Annotated in this window: 13 protein-coding genes; 5 read left to right on the plus strand and 8 right to left on the minus strand. The window is 73.4% G+C overall.

Features of this window, described 5'->3' with window-relative positions; translation table 11 throughout:
- Positions 1-516: 516 nt before the first annotated feature.
- Entirely contained in the window at positions 517-3252 is a 2736-nt protein-coding gene (locus tag AB0947_RS19205) for an AAA family ATPase (protein WP_366751517.1), read from the minus strand.
- A gap of 313 nt (positions 3253-3565) precedes the next feature.
- Between AB0947_RS19205 and AB0947_RS19210 the strand changes: the two genes are divergently transcribed.
- The gene (locus tag AB0947_RS19210) at positions 3566-4945 is read left to right on the plus strand and encodes an MFS transporter (protein ID WP_366751518.1); all 1380 of its coding nucleotides are present in this window, start codon (positions 3566-3568) and stop codon (positions 4943-4945) included.
- 86 nt (positions 4946-5031) lie between these two features.
- Here the strand turns inward: AB0947_RS19210 and AB0947_RS19215 are convergent, their stop codons facing one another.
- From AB0947_RS19215 to AB0947_RS19240, 6 genes are all read right to left on the minus strand, one after another.
- Complete coding sequence (locus AB0947_RS19215; RefSeq protein WP_366751519.1) at positions 5032-6951, minus strand: GAF domain-containing protein; 1920 nt, start codon at positions 6949-6951, stop codon at positions 5032-5034.
- A gap of 88 nt (positions 6952-7039) precedes the next feature.
- Complete coding sequence (locus AB0947_RS19220; protein ID WP_366751520.1) at positions 7040-7861, minus strand: 3-hydroxybutyrate dehydrogenase; 822 nt, start codon at positions 7859-7861, stop codon at positions 7040-7042.
- A gap of 54 nt (positions 7862-7915) precedes the next feature.
- Positions 7916-8395, minus strand: coding sequence for an NUDIX domain-containing protein (locus AB0947_RS19225; protein ID WP_366751521.1), 480 nt, complete (start codon positions 8393-8395; stop codon positions 7916-7918).
- A gap of 124 nt (positions 8396-8519) precedes the next feature.
- Entirely contained in the window at positions 8520-10127 is a 1608-nt protein-coding gene (gene lnt, locus AB0947_RS19230) for an apolipoprotein N-acyltransferase (protein ID WP_366751522.1), read from the minus strand.
- 256 nt (positions 10128-10383) lie between these two features.
- Entirely contained in the window at positions 10384-10929 is a 546-nt protein-coding gene (locus tag AB0947_RS19235) for a hypothetical protein (protein ID WP_366751523.1), read from the minus strand.
- A gap of 105 nt (positions 10930-11034) precedes the next feature.
- Positions 11035-11820 carry an aspartate/glutamate racemase family protein gene (locus AB0947_RS19240; protein ID WP_366751524.1) on the minus strand — a complete coding sequence of 262 codons (786 nt, stop codon included), beginning with the start codon at positions 11818-11820 and terminating at the stop codon, positions 11035-11037.
- A gap of 39 nt (positions 11821-11859) precedes the next feature.
- Between AB0947_RS19240 and AB0947_RS19245 the strand changes: the two genes are divergently transcribed.
- The gene (locus tag AB0947_RS19245) at positions 11860-13053 is read left to right on the plus strand and encodes a glycosyltransferase (protein ID WP_366751525.1); all 1194 of its coding nucleotides are present in this window, start codon (positions 11860-11862) and stop codon (positions 13051-13053) included.
- A gap of 6 nt (positions 13054-13059) precedes the next feature.
- Here AB0947_RS19245 and AB0947_RS19250 read toward each other — a convergent pair whose 3' ends face one another.
- Positions 13060-14280: a TerD family protein gene (locus AB0947_RS19250; RefSeq protein ID WP_366751798.1), complete on the minus strand. Its 1221-nt coding sequence runs from the start codon at positions 14278-14280 to the stop codon at positions 13060-13062.
- A 293-nt stretch (positions 14281-14573) separates the two neighbouring features.
- Here AB0947_RS19250 and AB0947_RS19255 point away from each other — a divergent pair, with 293 nt between their 5' ends.
- From AB0947_RS19255 to AB0947_RS19265, 3 genes are all read left to right on the plus strand, one after another.
- Positions 14574-15017: a DUF6643 family protein gene (locus AB0947_RS19255; protein WP_366751526.1), complete on the plus strand. Its 444-nt coding sequence runs from the start codon at positions 14574-14576 to the stop codon at positions 15015-15017.
- 45 nt (positions 15018-15062) lie between these two features.
- Positions 15063-15887 (plus strand): MOSC N-terminal beta barrel domain-containing protein, encoded by an 825-nt coding sequence (locus AB0947_RS19260; RefSeq protein ID WP_366751527.1) that lies wholly within the window; start codon positions 15063-15065, stop codon positions 15885-15887.
- Between the two features lie 201 nt (positions 15888-16088).
- Positions 16089-16694: a hypothetical protein gene (locus AB0947_RS19265; protein ID WP_366751528.1), complete on the plus strand. Its 606-nt coding sequence runs from the start codon at positions 16089-16091 to the stop codon at positions 16692-16694.
- Positions 16695-16828: the final 134 nt, after the last annotated feature.

The following is a 16828-nucleotide window of genomic DNA, read 5'->3' on the forward strand; positions in this document are numbered from 1 at the left end:
CACACCTCACGGGTTCGGTCTGGCTGAATGATTCCACGGTAAAGGAACCCGATCAGTCTGGACCATGACGTGGCGAACACACATCCGAGGAACTACGTACGTACCCGATAATGTCCGAGCCCCGCCTTTGCTTCCCGGTCCCACGAGCACTCCTCCCCTTCCGACACGCGGACGCGGCCGCCCGGCCCCTGCCTTCATGCGGGCGGCACAGGCGCCGACGGGGTCATCACCGTGACGACCGCCACCACTCACCGACGACATCCGGCCGCGCCCCCCGAGCGGCCCACGTACGTAGATTGGCCAATGAAAAGTAAATACTTAAAATTCAACGCAAATAAATCGACACGCCGCACCGTAAACACGCGACCAGCATTTCCGATGAAAAAAGCAGCACGATATCGGACGTTACCGGGGCATCCGCGGGAACCACAGCGCGGACGTTCTCACCATCTGGTCACGATGAGGTGGATCCCGTGTTCGGCGCGCCACTGCCCGTAATCGGTGGCGGCGGCCGTGTCACGAACGACGCGGAGCCAGTGACCGCGCGGCACTCTCGCCATCGCCCTCGAGGAAGACCTTGCGCATCAGCTCGGCACGCGAATGAACGCCCATTTTGCTGTATATCCGGGCCAGATGCGTGTCCACGGTGCGCGGGCTGACGCCGAGCGAGGTGGCGATGTCCTTCGTCCGCATGCCCTCGCCGACCAGCTGCGCGACCTGGCGTTCCCTCGTGGTCAGCAGGGCCGTGGGCAGCGGGCTCTCCTCGGCCGTGCGTCCCGGCGCGGAGCCACCGGGGGCGTCTCCCTCGTCCTGCGCGGGTTCGCTCCGCTCCTCCGCCGCCGCGGCGTCCGTCCGGGCCGGCGCCGTCCCGGTCCCGTCCGACGCCTCGCGCCGCCCCGGGCGGGACCGTACGGCCTTCGCCGCCAGGCTCTCCCAGTGTCCCGCTGTGGCCTTGTCGCCGAGGCCCTCCGCCGCTGCGGCGAGCAGCTCGTACACCCGCGCCCGGTGCACCTTCGCGGGACCGGCGCTCTCCCACATGTCCTGCTGCGCGGCCAGCAGTTCCAGCACGCCGACGTTGTCGCCGACGGACAGCGACGCCTCCGCCTGGAGGATCACGGCGACCGGCGCCCAGAAGTTGCCCTCGTCCAGCCCGTGCCGGAACCGCGGTGCCGAGGGCGCCGGATGGCGGTGCCACGCCCGGCCCGCGGCGGCCGCCGCGAACGCGTCCGCCACAGCGGCGTAGTCGTGCCGGCCGATCTGCCTGGCCGCCGCCTCGGCCCGCTTGGCCGCGTCGTACGCCTCGGGCAGCTCGCCCTGGCCGTAGTGGATACCGGTCAGCACGAGCAACAGCAGGGGCAGTTGGTGCCTGCCGCCGGTTTTGTGCATGGACTCGTGAGCCGCGCGGACATGGCGCTGGGCCGACTCGTACTCCCCCACCAGCGCCTCCGCCCAGGCCATCATGAGCAGGAACTCGGCGAACCCCGGCGTCTCCGCGTCCCCGTCGGAGCAGTTCGCCAGCGCCTGCGCGCACCCGGCCAGCAGACGCTGCCCCTCCGCGCGGTCGCCCTCGAACATCACGCACAACGCGCGCACGGCCTCGGCGCCGAAGCCGTGGACCGGGTGCGCCTGCCTCGCCCACGAGCCCAGCGAGTCCAGCTCGGCGCGGCTGGGTACCGTGCCCGTGAGCAGCTTGACCAGCACCCCCGAGAGGTCCATCACCGCGCGCACCGCGGGGTCGGCGCGGCCGAGCCTGGCGGTCTCCTGACCGAGCAGGGCCTGCCCGCGTTCGGCGTCACCGAGCGAGGCGTGCAGACAGGCCAACGTGGCCGCCGCGGTGGCCCGCGCCCCGGTGGACTCGTCCAGCAGGGACAGCAGTTCGCCGCCCAGCTCGATCAGCCGCTCGCGGTCACCGTCCGCGGCGGCTGCCTGCGCCACTCGGCGCCAGACGGCGGCGTCCACCATCCCGTGCCGCGCCCCTCCGCCGCGTGCCCGCTGCGCACGCAACGCCCCCACCAGCCAGCGGACGGCGAGCTCGGACCGGCCGGAGTGCAGTGCCGCGCTCGCGGCGGCGACCAGTGTTCGCACGGCCGCCGGGTCCTCGGCACCGATCGCCTCGATGTGCAGGGCGAGTACCGTCGCGGGTTCGCCGCGCTCGGTCAGGTACTCCAGGGCGCGCCGGTGCAGGTCGTGCCGCCACCATGTGCTGGTACAGCCGTAGATGCAGTACCGCATCAAGGGGTGACGGAACATCATCGTGCCGGCGCCGAGCATCCGTACGACGTCGTGCCGGCGCAGCTCGCTCAGCGCCCTGGACGCCGACGACACCTTCATCTGGGCGGTGGCCGCCACCGCCGGCACGTCGAAGGAGTCGCCGAGCACCGCCGCCACGTGCGCCACCAACCGGGCCTCGCTGTCGAGCCGGGACACCTCGGTGAGCAGTCGGGCGCCGAGGGGGCTCTGCGCCCAGGTCTCGGCGTTGTCCAGGCGCGGGCTCTCCTTGCCGGCGAGCGCGGTGACGTACAGCGGGAGGCCGTCACCCTCCTGGTGCAGACGGGCGAGGTCCGGGGAGGCCGGGTCCACGTCCAGCAGGGCGCCGCTCTGCGAGACGGTGAGCGGGTCGAGGTGCACCTGCCCGATGAACCCCAGGTCGATGCCTTCCTGCAGCGCCGCCCGCAGCCCCACCGGGCTCTGCCGGGGCCGGTGCGCGACGACGAGGGCGAGCCGCTCCTCCACCGGCCAGCGGATCAGGATCTCCAGGAACCTGATCGACCAGGCGTCCGCCCACTGCATGTCGTCCAGCACCAGCAGACAGCCGGCCGGGGCGAGGGCCAGGCACTCGGCCAGCGCACGGCGCTGTTCGAAGAACCGGTCCCATGACGGCATCGGCTGGAGCGAACCGGCCGACTGGGCCAGGGTCCGGGCCAGCGCCCGCGCCCTCTCGGTGCGCTTCGCATCACCGCCCGGCGCGCCGTCGGCGGAGGCCACCCAGGCGTTGAGCGCCTGGAGAAAGGGGTGGAGCGGTACTTCCGCCTCGGCCATCGAACACCGTGCCCGCAGCACCCACATGCCGCGACGGCGCGCGTCACGGGCGGCGGCGTCGAGAAGCCACGTCTTGCCGCTGCCAGGGTCCCCCAGTACCTCCACGCCGCCGTGACCGCGTGTTCTCACCAACTGAATGAAATCGGTCAGCCGGGCAAACTCGGATGTTCGGACAATTCGATCAGGTAAGGACAACCCCCCGTTGATGTCCACCGTTTCTCCCCCCGTGCAGTCAGCAATCCCGCCACATGCATATCCACCTCATCTGACGCACATGCCATACCGACGACTCCGTGCGCTTCGTCGCTGCATATATCTGCGCCAGGGGCCCGACCCCGGCTTGCGGGGCTTCTGGTCAGCGCCGAGCCTTCGCGTGCCTGAACCGCCCTGCCCGAAGTCATCATGGTGGCTGGACGCATAGCCGACCCCCTAACTATGGTGCCTCACCACATGTGCGGCTGACGAGCGTGTTTCTACGGTGTGCCGACACGTACCCGTCCCCACCGCACACGAGGAAGTGGCGCACATGGCCTCCGGAACCACCACCGCTCCCCCACCCCCCGCCAGCCTCCCCAGAATCGTCGCCGCCAGCCTCATCGGGACCACGATCGAGTGGTACGACTTCTTCCTCTACGGCTCCGCCGCCGCGCTGGTGTTCAACAAGCTGTTCTTCCCGGACTCCGACCCGCTCGTCGGCACGCTGCTGTCGTTCCTGACGTACGCCGTGGGCTTCGCGGCCCGCCCGCTGGGGGCGCTCGTCTTCGGGCACTACGGTGACCGGCTGGGGCGCAAGAAGCTGCTGGTGCTCAGCCTGCTGCTGATGGGCGGGGCCACGTTCGCCATCGGCCTGCTGCCCACGCACGCCACCGTCGGCGCCGCCGCGCCCGTGCTGCTCACCGTGCTGCGCCTGGTGCAGGGCTTCGCGCTCGGCGGCGAGTGGGGCGGTGCCGTCCTGCTGGTGTCGGAGCACGGGGACGCACGGCGGCGCGGCTTCTGGGCCTCGTGGCCGCAGACCGGCGCGCCGGCCGGACAGCTGCTGGCCACCGGCGTGCTCTCACTGCTCACCGCCGTGCTGTCCGACGACGCCTTCGGCACGTGGGGGTGGCGGATCCCGTTCCTGCTCTCCGGTGTGCTCGTGCTCGTCGGTTTGTGGATTCGTCTGTCTGTCGATGAATCGCCCGTCTTCAAGGAGGCCCGGGAGCGGGCCGAGGCGCGGCGCGACGGCGCCCAGGAGAAGCTGCCGCTCGTCTCCGTGCTCCGGCACCACTGGCGGGACGTGCTCGTGGCGATGGGCGCCCGCATGGCGGAGAACATCAGCTACTACGTCATCACCGCCTTCATCCTCGTCTACGCCACGACCTCGGCCGGCGTCTCCAAGCAGACCGCCCTCAACGCCGTCCTCATCGGCTCGGCCGTGCACTTCGCCGTCATCCCGGCCTGGGGCGCGCTGTCCGACCGGGTCGGCCGGCGGCCCGTGTACCTGCTCGGCGCCGCCGGTGTCGGGCTGTGGATGTTCCCCTTCTTCGCGCTCGTGGACACCGGCTCGTTCGGGTACCTGATCCTCGCCGTCACCGTCGGACTCGTGCTGCACGGCGCCATGTACGCGCCCCAGGCCGCCTTCTTCGCCGAGATGTTCGCGACGCGGATGCGGTACTCGGGCGCGTCCATCGGCGCGCAGTTCGCCTCCGTGGCCGCCGGCGCGCCCGCCCCGCTCATCGCCACCGCGCTGCTCAAGGACTACGGCGGCTCCACCCCGATCGCGCTGTACGTGATCGCCGCCGCCGTGCTGACCCTGATCGCGGTGGGCCTCGGGCGGGAGACGCGGCACCGCGATCTGGCCCAGGTCGACGGTGAGGACGGGGAGACCCCCGCGGCGAGCCCGGCCGCCGAGGCGCGCACCGTCTGAGCGGCGCCCTCGCCCGCCCGCATCCCGTCCGGCCTTCGCGCCGGCACCGTAGCGACGCCACTGACCGGCCCCCGCGCGGGGGCCGGTCAGTGGCGTCCGGGCGCGGCGAGCCGGTGCAGCCGCAGGGCCAGTTGGATCTCCAGGGCCCGCGCGGGGGTCTGCCAGTCCTCGCCCAGCAGGCGGCCCACGCGCTCCAGCCGCTGCGCCACGGTGTTGACGTGGACGTGCAGCGCGTCCTTGGTGCGTGCCGGGCTCATCCCGCCCTCGAAGTAGGCGTCCAGGGTCCGCAGCAGTTCCGTGCCGCGCCGCTCGTCGTACGACACCACCGGGCCGATGGTCCGCTCGACGAACCCGGCGATGTCCCGTTCACCCGCGAGAAGCAGACCGAGGAAGCCGAAGTCCTCGGCCGCCGCGCCGTCCCCGGCCCGGCCCAGCAGGTGCAGCGCGTCCAGGCAGCGGCGCCCCTCGGCATAGGCGGCGGTCACGGTCTCGGGGTTCCCGGCGAGGTCGGTGACGGGTGCGGAGGCGCCGACCGTGACCGGCTGGTGGACGGCGGTGCCCAGGTGGCGGGCGGTGCGGCGGGCCACGTCCGTGGCGGTGTCGCCGGCGCCGAGCGGCAGCAGCAGGACCGTGCCGCCGTCGCGGGCAGCGGCCAGGCCGTGCCGGGTGGCCGCGAGGTGGGAGGCGGCGGACCAGAGCCGGCGGCGGGCCGCGGCCTCCTCGTCGGCGTCGGCCGCCGGGCCGTCGAGGCGGGCGGCGAGGACGACATGGGTGGCGTCCAGGTCCGCCTGGACGCGTCTGGCGCGCTCGCGCAGCAGCCGCGGGTCCCGGTCGCGCGCGTCCAGCAGATCGTCCAGCAGCTCACCGCGCACGCGCTGTTCGGCCTCGGCGGCGGAGCGGCGGGCGAGCAGCAGCAGGGAGGTGACCATGGCCGCGCGCTCCAGGGTGCGCTGGTCGACGGGGTCGAGGCCGGGGTGACCGCGCAGGACCAGCGCGCCGAGGAGTTCACCTCCGGCGGCCACCGCGGCGATCCAGTCGCTGCCGTGGCGTACCGCGTGCCCCTCGGCGCGCGAGGCCTCCAGCGCCTCGGCCGGTGCCGCCGTGGCCTCGGTGAACTCGACGGCTCCGGCGAGGACCTGGGAGACGGCGGCGGCCACGTCGTGGACCCCGCCGCCGCGCAGGACGAGTTCGGCGAGCCGGTCGTGGACGTCGGACGCGCGCTCGATGACGGCACTGCGGTCGCGGATGATCTCGTTGGCGTGCTCCAGGCCGGCCAGGGCGGCGCGGGTCTCGGTGAGCAGGTTGGCGGTGTCGATGGCCGCCGCGGCGAGCGCCGCGAAAGAGCCGAGCAGGGCGATCTGCCCGCGTTCGAAGACCCTCGCGCGACGGTCCGCGGCGAACAGGACGCCGATCACGTGCGGGCCGAGCATCAGGGGGACGCCGAGGATGGCGACCAGCCCCTCGTCGCGGACGCCGGCGTCGATGGTGAGGGTGTGCTGGAAACGGCCGTCCTGGAAGTAGTCGTCGGTGACGTACGGCCGGGCGGTCTGGGCGACGAGTCCGCCGAGTCCCTCTCCCATGCCGAGGCGCAACTGCTGGAAGCGGGCCGAGACGGAGCCCTCCGTGACCCGCATGTAGGTGTCGCCGCGGGCCGGGTCGTTCAGGCTCAGGTAGGCGACGTCCGTGCCGAGCAGGGAACGGGCACGCTGCACGATCGCCTGGAGGACGGCGTCCAGATCGCGGAGTCCGGCCAGGTCGTGGGCGGTCTCGAAGAGCGCCGACAGCTCCGCCTCGCGCCGTCGGCGGCCCTCCAGCTCCGCGCGCACGCGCAGGGCGAGCAGTCTGGCCTCTTCCAGCGCGGCGACGCGGTCCGCCGGCTCGCCCTCGGCTCGGGCGCGCAGCACGGGCTGCTCGTAGGCCTCGACGGAGGCGTCGCGGGCCAGCAGGCCTAGGTACGGGGCCTCGGCGCTGCCGCTGGGTGCCGACTGGAGATGATCGCGGGACATGGTCACAGGATTCCGTATGGGCCACCCGGCCCGGCAGCCCTGTGGAAAACTCCCGGAGCCGCTGCCGGTGCCGGTGCCGCCGGGCCGGTCAGTGGGCCGTCCACCCGCCGTCCAGGACGAGCGAGGTGCCGGTGACGAAGGACGCCTGCGGGCCGCACAGGTAGGCCACGGCCTCGGCGACCTCCTCCGGTTCGATGAGCCGCCGCACGGCGCTGTCCTTCAGCAGGACCTCGGCGAGCACCCGGTCCTCGGGGATGCCGTGCGCCTCGGCCTGGTCCGCGATCTGCTTCTCGACCAGCGGGGTGCGCACATAGGCCGGGTTCACGCAGTTCGAGGTCACTCCATGGGCGGCGCCTTCCAGGGCTGCCGTCTTGGACAGCCCTTCGAGGCCGTGTTTGGCGGCCACATAGGCGGACTTATAGGCCGAGGCCCGCAGACCATGGACGGACGAGACATTGACGATCCGGCCCCAGCCCTGCGCGTACATGTGCGGCAGGGCGCCCCGGATGAGGCGGAAGGGGGCTTCCAGCATCACGGTGAGGACCGTGTGGAACACCTCGGGCGGGAACTCCTCGATGGGCCGCACGAGTTGCAGGCCGGCGTTGTTGACCAGCACATCGGTGCCGGCGGCGGCGCGTTCGGCGGCGTCCAGGTCGGTGAGGTCCACGACCACGGGTACGACGGTGCCCGCGAGGTCGCCGGTCCGCTCCGCCTGCTCGGCCAGTTCGGCCAGGCCGGCCGCGTCCCGGTCGACGGCGCGCACCTCGGCCCCGGCGGCGGCGAGCCGCAGCGCGCAGGCGCGGCCGATGCCGCCGGCGGCACCGGTGACGAGGGCGGTGCGGCCGCCGAGGTCGAGGCTGGGGGGCCGGGATCGGGGGCCGGGCCCCGGAAGGGGGGTGGGCGAGGTCATGTGCCGACCCTAAGCGGAGCCCCACGGTCACCACATGTGGTGACCACCCATACTTCAGCTGGCAGTCATAGGGTCGAACCATGTGGGTGCATCCGACATGGCTTGCTTGATCCGAAAGAGCCCGAACTCATGCAGGTCGGGCAGCGCGTCGAGCGTGAACCAGCCGACCTCCAGCGACTCGTCGTCGTTGACCCGGGCCTCGCCGCCCACCGCCCGGCAGCGGATGGTGATGTCCATGTACTGGCACGTGTCGCCGTTGGGATAGGTCACCGGCTCCAGCGCCTGCACCAGGACGACCCGCTCGGCGACGCAGTGCACCGCCGTCTCCTCGAAGACCTCCCGCACCGCACAGGCCGCGGGCTGCTCGCCCGGCTCCGGGATGCCGCCGATCACCGACCACTCGCGCGTGTCGGACCGCCGCCCGAGCAGCACTCTGCCCTCGTCGTCGAAGACGATCGCGGTGACACCGGGGAGCCACAGCAGCTGTTGACCGGCGGTGGCCCTGAGCGTGCGGATGAAATCGGGAGTAGCCATGATCCCGACCCTAGCGGGCCGGTGCGCCGCGTCAGGGCCGCTTCAGGAGTCGTATGCCGGTCGTACGGCGCTCATACGGCGGTTCGTACGGCGGTCGCGCGCACCGCGCACCGCACGCGCACGGCTACGCGCCACCGGCGCGCCGGGCGCGCAGTCCGGACCCGATCGCCCAGCCGATCCCGCCCGCGGCGACCAGCACCAGGGCGATCTCCGGAAGGATGCCCAGTTCGGTGGCGGGGGTCGTGGACCTGCGCAGTGGCACCTTCTGGACGAGATAGGCGGGCACGAACATGCCGGTCCTCTGGGTGATCCGCCCGTCCGGCATGATGACCGCGCTGACCCCGCTGGTCACCGGCACGGTCACGGTGCGGCTGTGCTCGACGGCGCGGACGCGGGACATGGCGAGCTGCTGGTAGGTCATCTCGCTGCGGTCGAAGGTGGCGTTGTTGCTCGGCACGGAGATCATCTCCGCGCCGTGCGTCACCGTGTCCCGCACGGCCCAGTCGAAGGCGGCCTCGTAGCAGGTGGCCAGGCCCACCCTGGCGCCGTCGATGTCGAAGACGCCCGGCTTGGCGCCCCTGCTGAAGTCCTGGCGGGCCATCTCGGTCCAGCTCTTGTTGATCGCGCCGACCAGCGAGCGCAGCGGGAGGTACTCGCCGAAGGGCTGGATCTGCCGCTTGTCGTAGGTCTGCGTCGGTCCCTTGACCGGGTCCCACAGGATCTGTTCGTTGAGCAGCTTGCCGTCCCGCTCGACCACGCTGCCGACGGAGATGGGCACGCCGATGTCCTTGGCCGCCTGCTCGATGACCGCGGCGGCGTCCGGGTACCCGAAGGGGTCGATGTCGGAGGAGTTCTCCGGCCACAGGACGTAGTCCGGCCTGGGAGTCTTGCTCGCCCTGACGTCGGCGGCGAGCTTGTGCGTCTCGCGCGCGTGGTAGTCGAGCACGGCCCGCCGCTGGGCGTTGAACTCCAGCCCGGCGCGCGGCACGTTGCCCTGGACGAGCGCCACGGTCGCGGTGCCGTGCTGCGCGGTGTCGCTCACCAGCGCGCGGGCGGCGACCGCGCCCGCCACCGGTACCGCCACGCCGAGCAGCGCGGCGGTCGCGGCGGCGCGCCGCACGACCCGGCCACGGCGCCGCTCGGCGATCAGCCGGCCGGCCTCGTACAGGCCGAAGCCGCACAGGACGACCGCGAAGCCGAGCACGGGGGTGCCGCCCAGCGCGGCGAGCGGCAGGAAGACGCCGTCCGCCTGGCCGAACGCCACCTTGCCCCACGGGAAGCCCTGGAAGGGCACCCGCGCGCGGGCCGCCTCGCCCGCCGTCCACACGGCCGCTGCCCACACCGGCCAGGCGGGCAGCCGGGAGACCGCGGCGACGCCCACGCCGACCAGCGCGATGAAGACCGCCTCGATGGCCACGAGCGCCAGCCAGGGCAGCGGCCCGACCTCCACGCTCGTCCACACCAGCAGCGGCAGCAGGAAACCCAGCCCGAAGAGGTAGCCGAGGCCCAGGGCGGCCTTCCAGCTCCGGCCGCGCAGCACCCAGCCGAAACCGGCGAAGGCGGGCAGGGCCAGCCACCACAGGGTGCGCGGCGGGAAGCTGACGTAGAGCAGCACCCCGCAGAGCGCGGAGGCGGCGGCCGGGACCAGGCGCAGCAGCCGGCCGCGCGCACCGGAGGCCCGGCGCGGCTGGAGCTGGTCCGACTGGTCCACGGAAGTTGCGGTGACGGTCACCCGGGTGAGTGTACGGCGGCTGACGTCACCGCCGACAGCGCGGCCGGGCCCCGCACACCGGCGTTCGCCGCTGGTCACGGTGCTGCTCCGCGCACGTCCGGCGAACCGGAGGTGAGCCGTTACGGCGTGCCCGGCTTCGGCGGCGCGGCCGGGCCCGGCGCGCTGCCGTGGCCTGCCACCGGCCGGAGGGCCGGGTACGCGGGGCGACGGGCGCCGTGGGTGCCGGCCGCCGGCGCGGGTCTCCCGGCGCAACAGGTCAGGCCGCCGTCCCCGGCTTGATCGTCCGCAGGCGGTCCCTGATGACCCGTACCGCCGTTTCCGCGTTGTCCACGGTGATCGTGAACGTGTGGCCGTCCCACAGGCGCAGCACGATCCCCTCGCCGCGGCGTACGACGACCGCGGTCCCCTTCTCGGGGCGCCAGCGGTAGCCCCAGCCGCCCCAGTGCCGGGGGGTGACGAGAGCGGTGAAGTCGGCACCGGCCACGTGGGAGAGCGGGATGCGGCGGCGCGGCAGGCCCATGTGCCCGCAGCGCACTTCGACGCACTCCTTGTCGAGCGTGAGGTCGACGTGCACGAAGGCGAGCGTGCCGAAGATGACCAGCAGGCCGGCCGCGATGCAGCCCACGACGGACATCACGAGCGGGGCGATGCCGGAGCCCCAGGCCGAGTCGACGGCCAGTTCGATGCCGAGCGCCATGCAGGCGGCACCGACCAGCGCGAGCAGCCACTGGACCCGGTTGGTGGCGCGTCCCGTCCAGACGTCCGGGCGGGGGGTGTCGTCGGCGTCGGGGTGGTCCCTCATGTGTACGAGGTTACTCAGGTTTCGCACCGCCGGTAGGGCGTGGCACGGGGTGACTGGCCCGGCCGGGGCACGGCGGACCGTGCGGCCGGGCCGGTTACGCGCCGGTCAGCGGACGGGGCTGACGGCCTGGAGGAAGCGGCCCTCCTCGTAGGAGAGCGCCGTGTCCGGGAGGGTCGCCTCACGGCCGCTCAGCAGCACCGTGAGCGGGGTGCCGGCGACGGTGGCCGGGACCGACTCCGCTCCGATCCGGCGCAGGGCCTGGGCGGCCACCGCCCCGGCGGTGCCGTGCAGGATGAGCGGCGGTCGGCCGGGCCGCTGGACGGCCGCCCGGATGCGCTCGGCGACCAGCTCGTAGTTGGTGCAGCCGAGGACGAGCGTGGTGACGTCGTCGGGGGTGCGGGCGGCGGCCGAGGCGATGGCCGCGTCGATCGCCGCGTCGTCCGCGTGGTGCACGGCGTCCGCGAGACCGGGGCAGGCCACCTCGGTCACGGTCACGCCCGCCGCGAACTCCTCGATCAGGCCGCGCTGGTAGGCGCTTCCCGTGGTGGCCGGGGTCGCCCAGATCGCGACGGGCCCGCCGCCCGCGGCGGCCGGCTTGATCGCCGGAACGGTACCGATGATCGGCAGGTCCGGCTCGAAGCGGGCCCGCATCGCCGGCAGGGCGTGCACCGACGCCGTGTTGCAGGCGACGATCAGGACGTCGGGGTCGTGTGCGGCGGCGGCCGCGGCGACGGCGATGGCCCGCTCGGTGATGTCTTCGGGGGTGCGCGGTCCCCAGGGCATGCCGTCCGGGTCCCACGAGAGCACGAGATCCGCGTCGGGTCGCAGTCGACGTACCGCGGCGGCGGCGGGCAGCAGGCCGATTCCGGAGTCCATGAGCGCGATCTTCACCCGGCCACGATAGACGATGGGGCCTCGTGGGCCGTCCGGGTGGGGCAGACTGCGGCCGTGAGCGCCTTCCTGTGGATCACCGTCGTATCACTGGCCGCCTGGTGCTGGCTGCTGCTGGGCCAGGGCTTCTTCTGGCGCACGGACGTCCGCCTGCCGCGGCGCCGGGACCCGGACGTGTGGCCGTCGGTCTGTGTGGTCGTACCGGCCCGTGACGAGGCCGCCGTGCTGCCCGCCGGCCTGCCGTCGCTGCTGGCGCAGGACTATCCGGGACGCGCGGAGGTCTTCCTGGTGGACGACGGCAGTACGGACGGCACCGGGGACCTGGCCCGCGAGCTGTCCCGGCGGCACGGCGGGCTGCCGCTCACGGTGGGATCGCCCGGGGAGCCGCCGGCGGGCTGGACGGGCAAGCTGTGGGCGGTGCGGTACGGCATCGGGCTGGCACGCGCGCGTGACCCCGAATACCTGCTGCTGACGGACGCCGACATCGCGCACGCGCCGGACAGCCTGCGGGAGCTGGTGGCGGCGGCCGGCACCGGCGGCTTCGACGTCGTGTCGCAGATGGCGCGGCTGCGGGTGGCGAGCCCGTGGGAGCGGCTCGTGGTCCCGGCGTTCGTGTACTTCTTCGCGCAGCTGTATCCCTTCCGGTGGATCGGCCGGCCGGGCTCGCGCACCGCCGCGGCGGCGGGCGGCTGCGTCCTGCTGCGCGCGGACATGGCCGAGAAGGCACGCATCCCGGAGGCCATCCGGCACGCCGTCATCGACGACGTCGCGCTCGCGCGCGCGGTGAAAGGCGCGGGCGGACGGGTCTGGCTGGGGCTGGCCGACCGGGTGGACAGCGTGCGCCCCTATCCGCGGCTGCGCGACCTGTGGCGCATGGTCTCGCGCAGCGCCTACGCGCAGCTGCGGCACAGTCCCCCGCTGCTCCTCGGTACGGTCGCCGGGCTCGCGCTGGTGTACCTGGTCCCGCCGGCCGCCGTGGCCGTGGGCGCGGCCGGCGGCGCCGCGCCGGTCGCTCTCGTGGGGGCCGCGGCGTGGGCGGTGATGGCGGGGACGTACGTGCCGATGCTGCGTTACTACCGGCAGCCGCTGTGGCTCGCCCCGCTGCTGCCGTTCACCGCGTTCCTCTATCTGCTGATGACGGTCGACTCGGCCGTGCAGCACTACCGCGGGCGCGGGGCGGCGTGGAAGGGCCGCACCTACGCCCGTCCGGACGCCGTGGCCGACGAGGGCTGAGCCCGGTCACTTGCGGCCGGGCGTCCAGTTCATGCCCCAGCCGTAGGCGCGGTCCACGGTCCGCTGCGGGCTCACCCCGCGGTCCGGCACCAGGTACCGGGCCTCGCGCCGGACGAGCAGGTCGCCGCCGGTGTTGGTGATCAGCGCGAGCGCGCACACCGGGGAGTCGACGGTGCACTCGTCCAGCGCAAACTCGATGGGGGCGCCGTGCTGCGGCTGGAGGGTGACGGTGGCGTGCAGGTCGGCGAAGGACCGGGCGCCCTCGTAGATGGTGACGAAGACGAGGACGCGCCGGAAGTCCCGCGTGTGGTCGAGGTTGACGGTGAGGTTCTCGCCGGCCGCGACGGCTCCGGTGCGGTCGTCGCCGTCGAGGTGGATGTACGGCGGCCGGTGGAGCGAGCCGAAGGCGTTGCCGAGGGCCTGTACGACTCCCTTGCGGCCGTCGGCGAGTTCGTACAGCGCGCACAGGTCGAGGTCGATGTCGCCACCGCCGCCCCAGCGGCCCCGGCCCGTGGACCGTTTGCGCGTCTGCCAGTTGAGGTTCACCCGCATCGCGCCGGACGTGCCGCCCTGCTTGGCCAGCGAGACCGAGGGCGACGCCTTGGTGAGGGTGACCTTGGAGAGGCGGACGGGCTGGGCCGGGGGCGGCGCGGTGGGGCGCGGCGGGGTGGTGGCCGGGGCCGGCGCGGCCGGCGGCGCGGTGTGCTGCGGTTCGTCCACGGTGATGCCGAAGTCCGTTGCCAGGCCCTCGAGTCCGCTGCTGTAGCCCTGGCCGACGGCACGGAACTTCCAGCCGCCCTGGCGGCGGTAGAACTCGCCGAGCACGAAGGCCGTCTCGACGGTCGCGCCGGGGCTGTCGAAGCGGGCGACCACCTGGCCCGAGGCGGCGTCGGTCACCTCGGCGTAGAGGTCCGGGACCTGTCCGAAGGTGCCGCCGTCGGCGGAGGCGGCGAGGACGATGCGTTCGACGGCGCCCTCCACGCGCGCGAGGTCGACCCAGAGGGTGTCGGTGACCCGTCCGCCGGTCGTCCGCTTGCCCTCGTGGCGTACCGCGCCGGAGGAGTGGGCGGGCTGGTTGTAGAAGACGAAGTCCCCGTCGGAGCGCACCTTTCCGTCGGCGAGCAGCAGTGCCGAGGCGTCGGCGTCCGGGATCCCGGGGCCGGAGCGCCGGCCCACTTCGACGCGCAGCGCCGTGGTGGGCACCGCTGTGTTGGCTCCTTTGGGCATCGACATGTCCGCCCCCTCACGTGTCGGCTTCCGGGTCTCGCCCCGCGTCCGGGTCACCCCTTCCCGCACAACCTATGGCCGGGTGCGCCGCACGCCCATGAGAGGCGCAGGAAGATCGCCGGTCAACCGCCGGTAACCCGGGACGAACCCGGCCTTTACACGATCCAAACGTTGATCGGCGTCCCTTTTTGCCAAGTTCGCTCGTATTGAGGATCCCAGGCTCCCACCGACACGGAAAACAACCCTCTTATCGGTCTCCCCAACCAGCACATCGTGGGCTTAACTTATGTGCCATGACCTCCCCCCGCTCCACTTATGGTGGCGGCTACTACTCCGCCTCCTTCCCGGACACCCCGATCTACGACTCGCTCGTCGCCGAGCGGGGCACCCCGCAGATCGCCCCGATCCGGGTCCCCGCCGCCTACGACACGGGCAGCAGCAACAGCCTGCCCGCCCTGCCGTCGGCCCTCCCCGCCCTCCCGGCGGCACCGGCCCAGCAGCAGCCCCCCATCTACGGCTACCCGCAGCAGCAGCCCGCACCGCTGCAGCAGGCGCCCACGGCGTACATCCCGCAGCAGGCGAGCGCCCCGCGCGGCTACCCCGGCCCGCAGGCCCCGCAGCAGCAGCGGCCGATGGCGCCGGGCAACGGGTACGAGGCCATGCGCCCGGCCGCGCCGCGGCCCGCGCCGGCTCCCTACCAGGACCCGTACAACAGCCAGCAGTACCGCGGGTACTGACCGCCCGCGTCCCGGCTGTCCGTGCCGCCTGGCACGATGGACGGCATGGGACATGCCGAAGTGGAGTCGATCCACGTCCACCCGGTCAAGGCGTTCCGGGGCCTCTCGCCCCGGGAGGCCGTCGTGGAGCCCTGGGGCCTGGCCGGTGACCGGCGCTGGGCGCTGATCGACGACGGGGGGAAGGTCGTCACGCAGCGCGACCGGCCGCGTCTCGCCCTGGCCGCCGCCGAGCCTCTGGCCGGCGGCGGCCTGCGTCTGTCCGCGCCCGGTCTGCCGCCGCTGGCGGTCGCGGTGCCGGAGCCGGCGGGGACCGTGCCGATGGACGTGTTCGGCTCGAAGGTGGAGGGGGTCCCGGCCGACCCGGCCGCGGACGCCTGGTGCAGCGCCTTCCTCGGGTACGGGGTCCGTCTGGTCCACCTGGACGACCCGGCCACCCGCCGCCCGGTCGACCCCGAGTACGCGCTGCCCGGCGAGACGGTGAGCTTCGCCGACGGCTATCCCCTGCTGGTCACCACGGTGGCCTCGCTGGACGCCCTGAACTCCCTGATCGCGCAGGGGCCGGACGCGCACGAGGGCCCGCTGCCCATGAACCGGTTCCGGCCGAACGTCGTGGTCGCGGGGACCGAACCGTGGGCCGAGGACCACTGGGAGCGGATCGCCGTCGGCGAGGTCGTCTTCCGGGTCCCGAAGCCGAGCGGACGGTGCGTGGTGACCACCACCGACCAGGCCACGGCCGTACGCGGCCGGGAACCGCTGCGCACTCTGGCGCGCCACCGCAGGATCGGCGGCAGGCTGCTGTTCGGGCTGAACCTGGTGCCCCTCTCACCGGGCACGATCAGGGTCGGCGACCCGGTGCGGGTGCTGGGGTAGGCACCGGCCCGCGCACAGCCGCCGGTGATGATCCGGCGGACCGGGAACCGGGGGGCGGGTGCCGGTCGTTGGGCAAGCGTGAGAAATTCGTGAGGAGCCGCGTCCGTCAGGTGCCGCGGCGGACGGGAAGCGCTCTCACCCGGTCCGGTCCGGGGCCGAGCGCGGATGCCGGGGTCGTGACGGACCGGAAGGGGGTGGGGCATGCGAGCACTCAGTGGGCTGTGGCGCTGGCGGCACAATCCGCTGTGCCGCGCGACCGATCTGGCCGAGGCGTGGGCGGCCCTGGTGGCGCTGCTGCTCATCGCCGTGGCCGCGCCCGTGACCGGCTGCCTGGTCGGTGCCGCCGCCCGGGACTCGCTCCAGCGGTCCGTACTGGAGCAGCGGCACACACGCCATCCGGTCACGGCCACCGTGGTGCGGGACATGGGCGGGGCCCTGCAGGAGACCGACCCCGACGCCGCTTCCACGCGCCAGACCGGCAGCCGCGTCCTCGCGGACTGGACCGCTCCGGACGGCACACCGCGGCACGGCCCGGTCCTCGCGGACCTCAAGTCCCCGCACCAGGGGGACCACTTCCGGCTCTGGACCGATCCGCACGGCCGAATAACGACCCGCCCGCTGGACTCCGCCACGGCGACGACGCACGCCGTGCTCGCGGGAGTCGGCGCGGCCCTGCTGACCGCCGCCCTGGTCGAGGGCGGCCGGCGCCTGGCCGTCTGGCGCCTGGTCCGCCGGCGCTACGCGCGCTGGGACCAGGCCTGGGACCGGGCGGGCCCGGACTGGGGCAAGGCGGGCACCGGCAGCTGACGGCCTTCCGGCTCTGGTCAACCCGGCGTGCACGCACGCGCTACGGTGGACCGGCCGAAGCGCATTCGGCGACGACCCGCGGGTGCGTGAACCCCGGGGCGCACAGGACTCCAGGGGCGCCGGCGCGCTGACGT

Source organism: Streptomyces sp. NPDC047841 (assembly GCF_040704085.1).
In the GTDB taxonomy this organism is placed as follows: Bacteria; Actinomycetota; Actinomycetes; order Streptomycetales; family Streptomycetaceae; genus Streptomyces; species Streptomyces argyrophylli.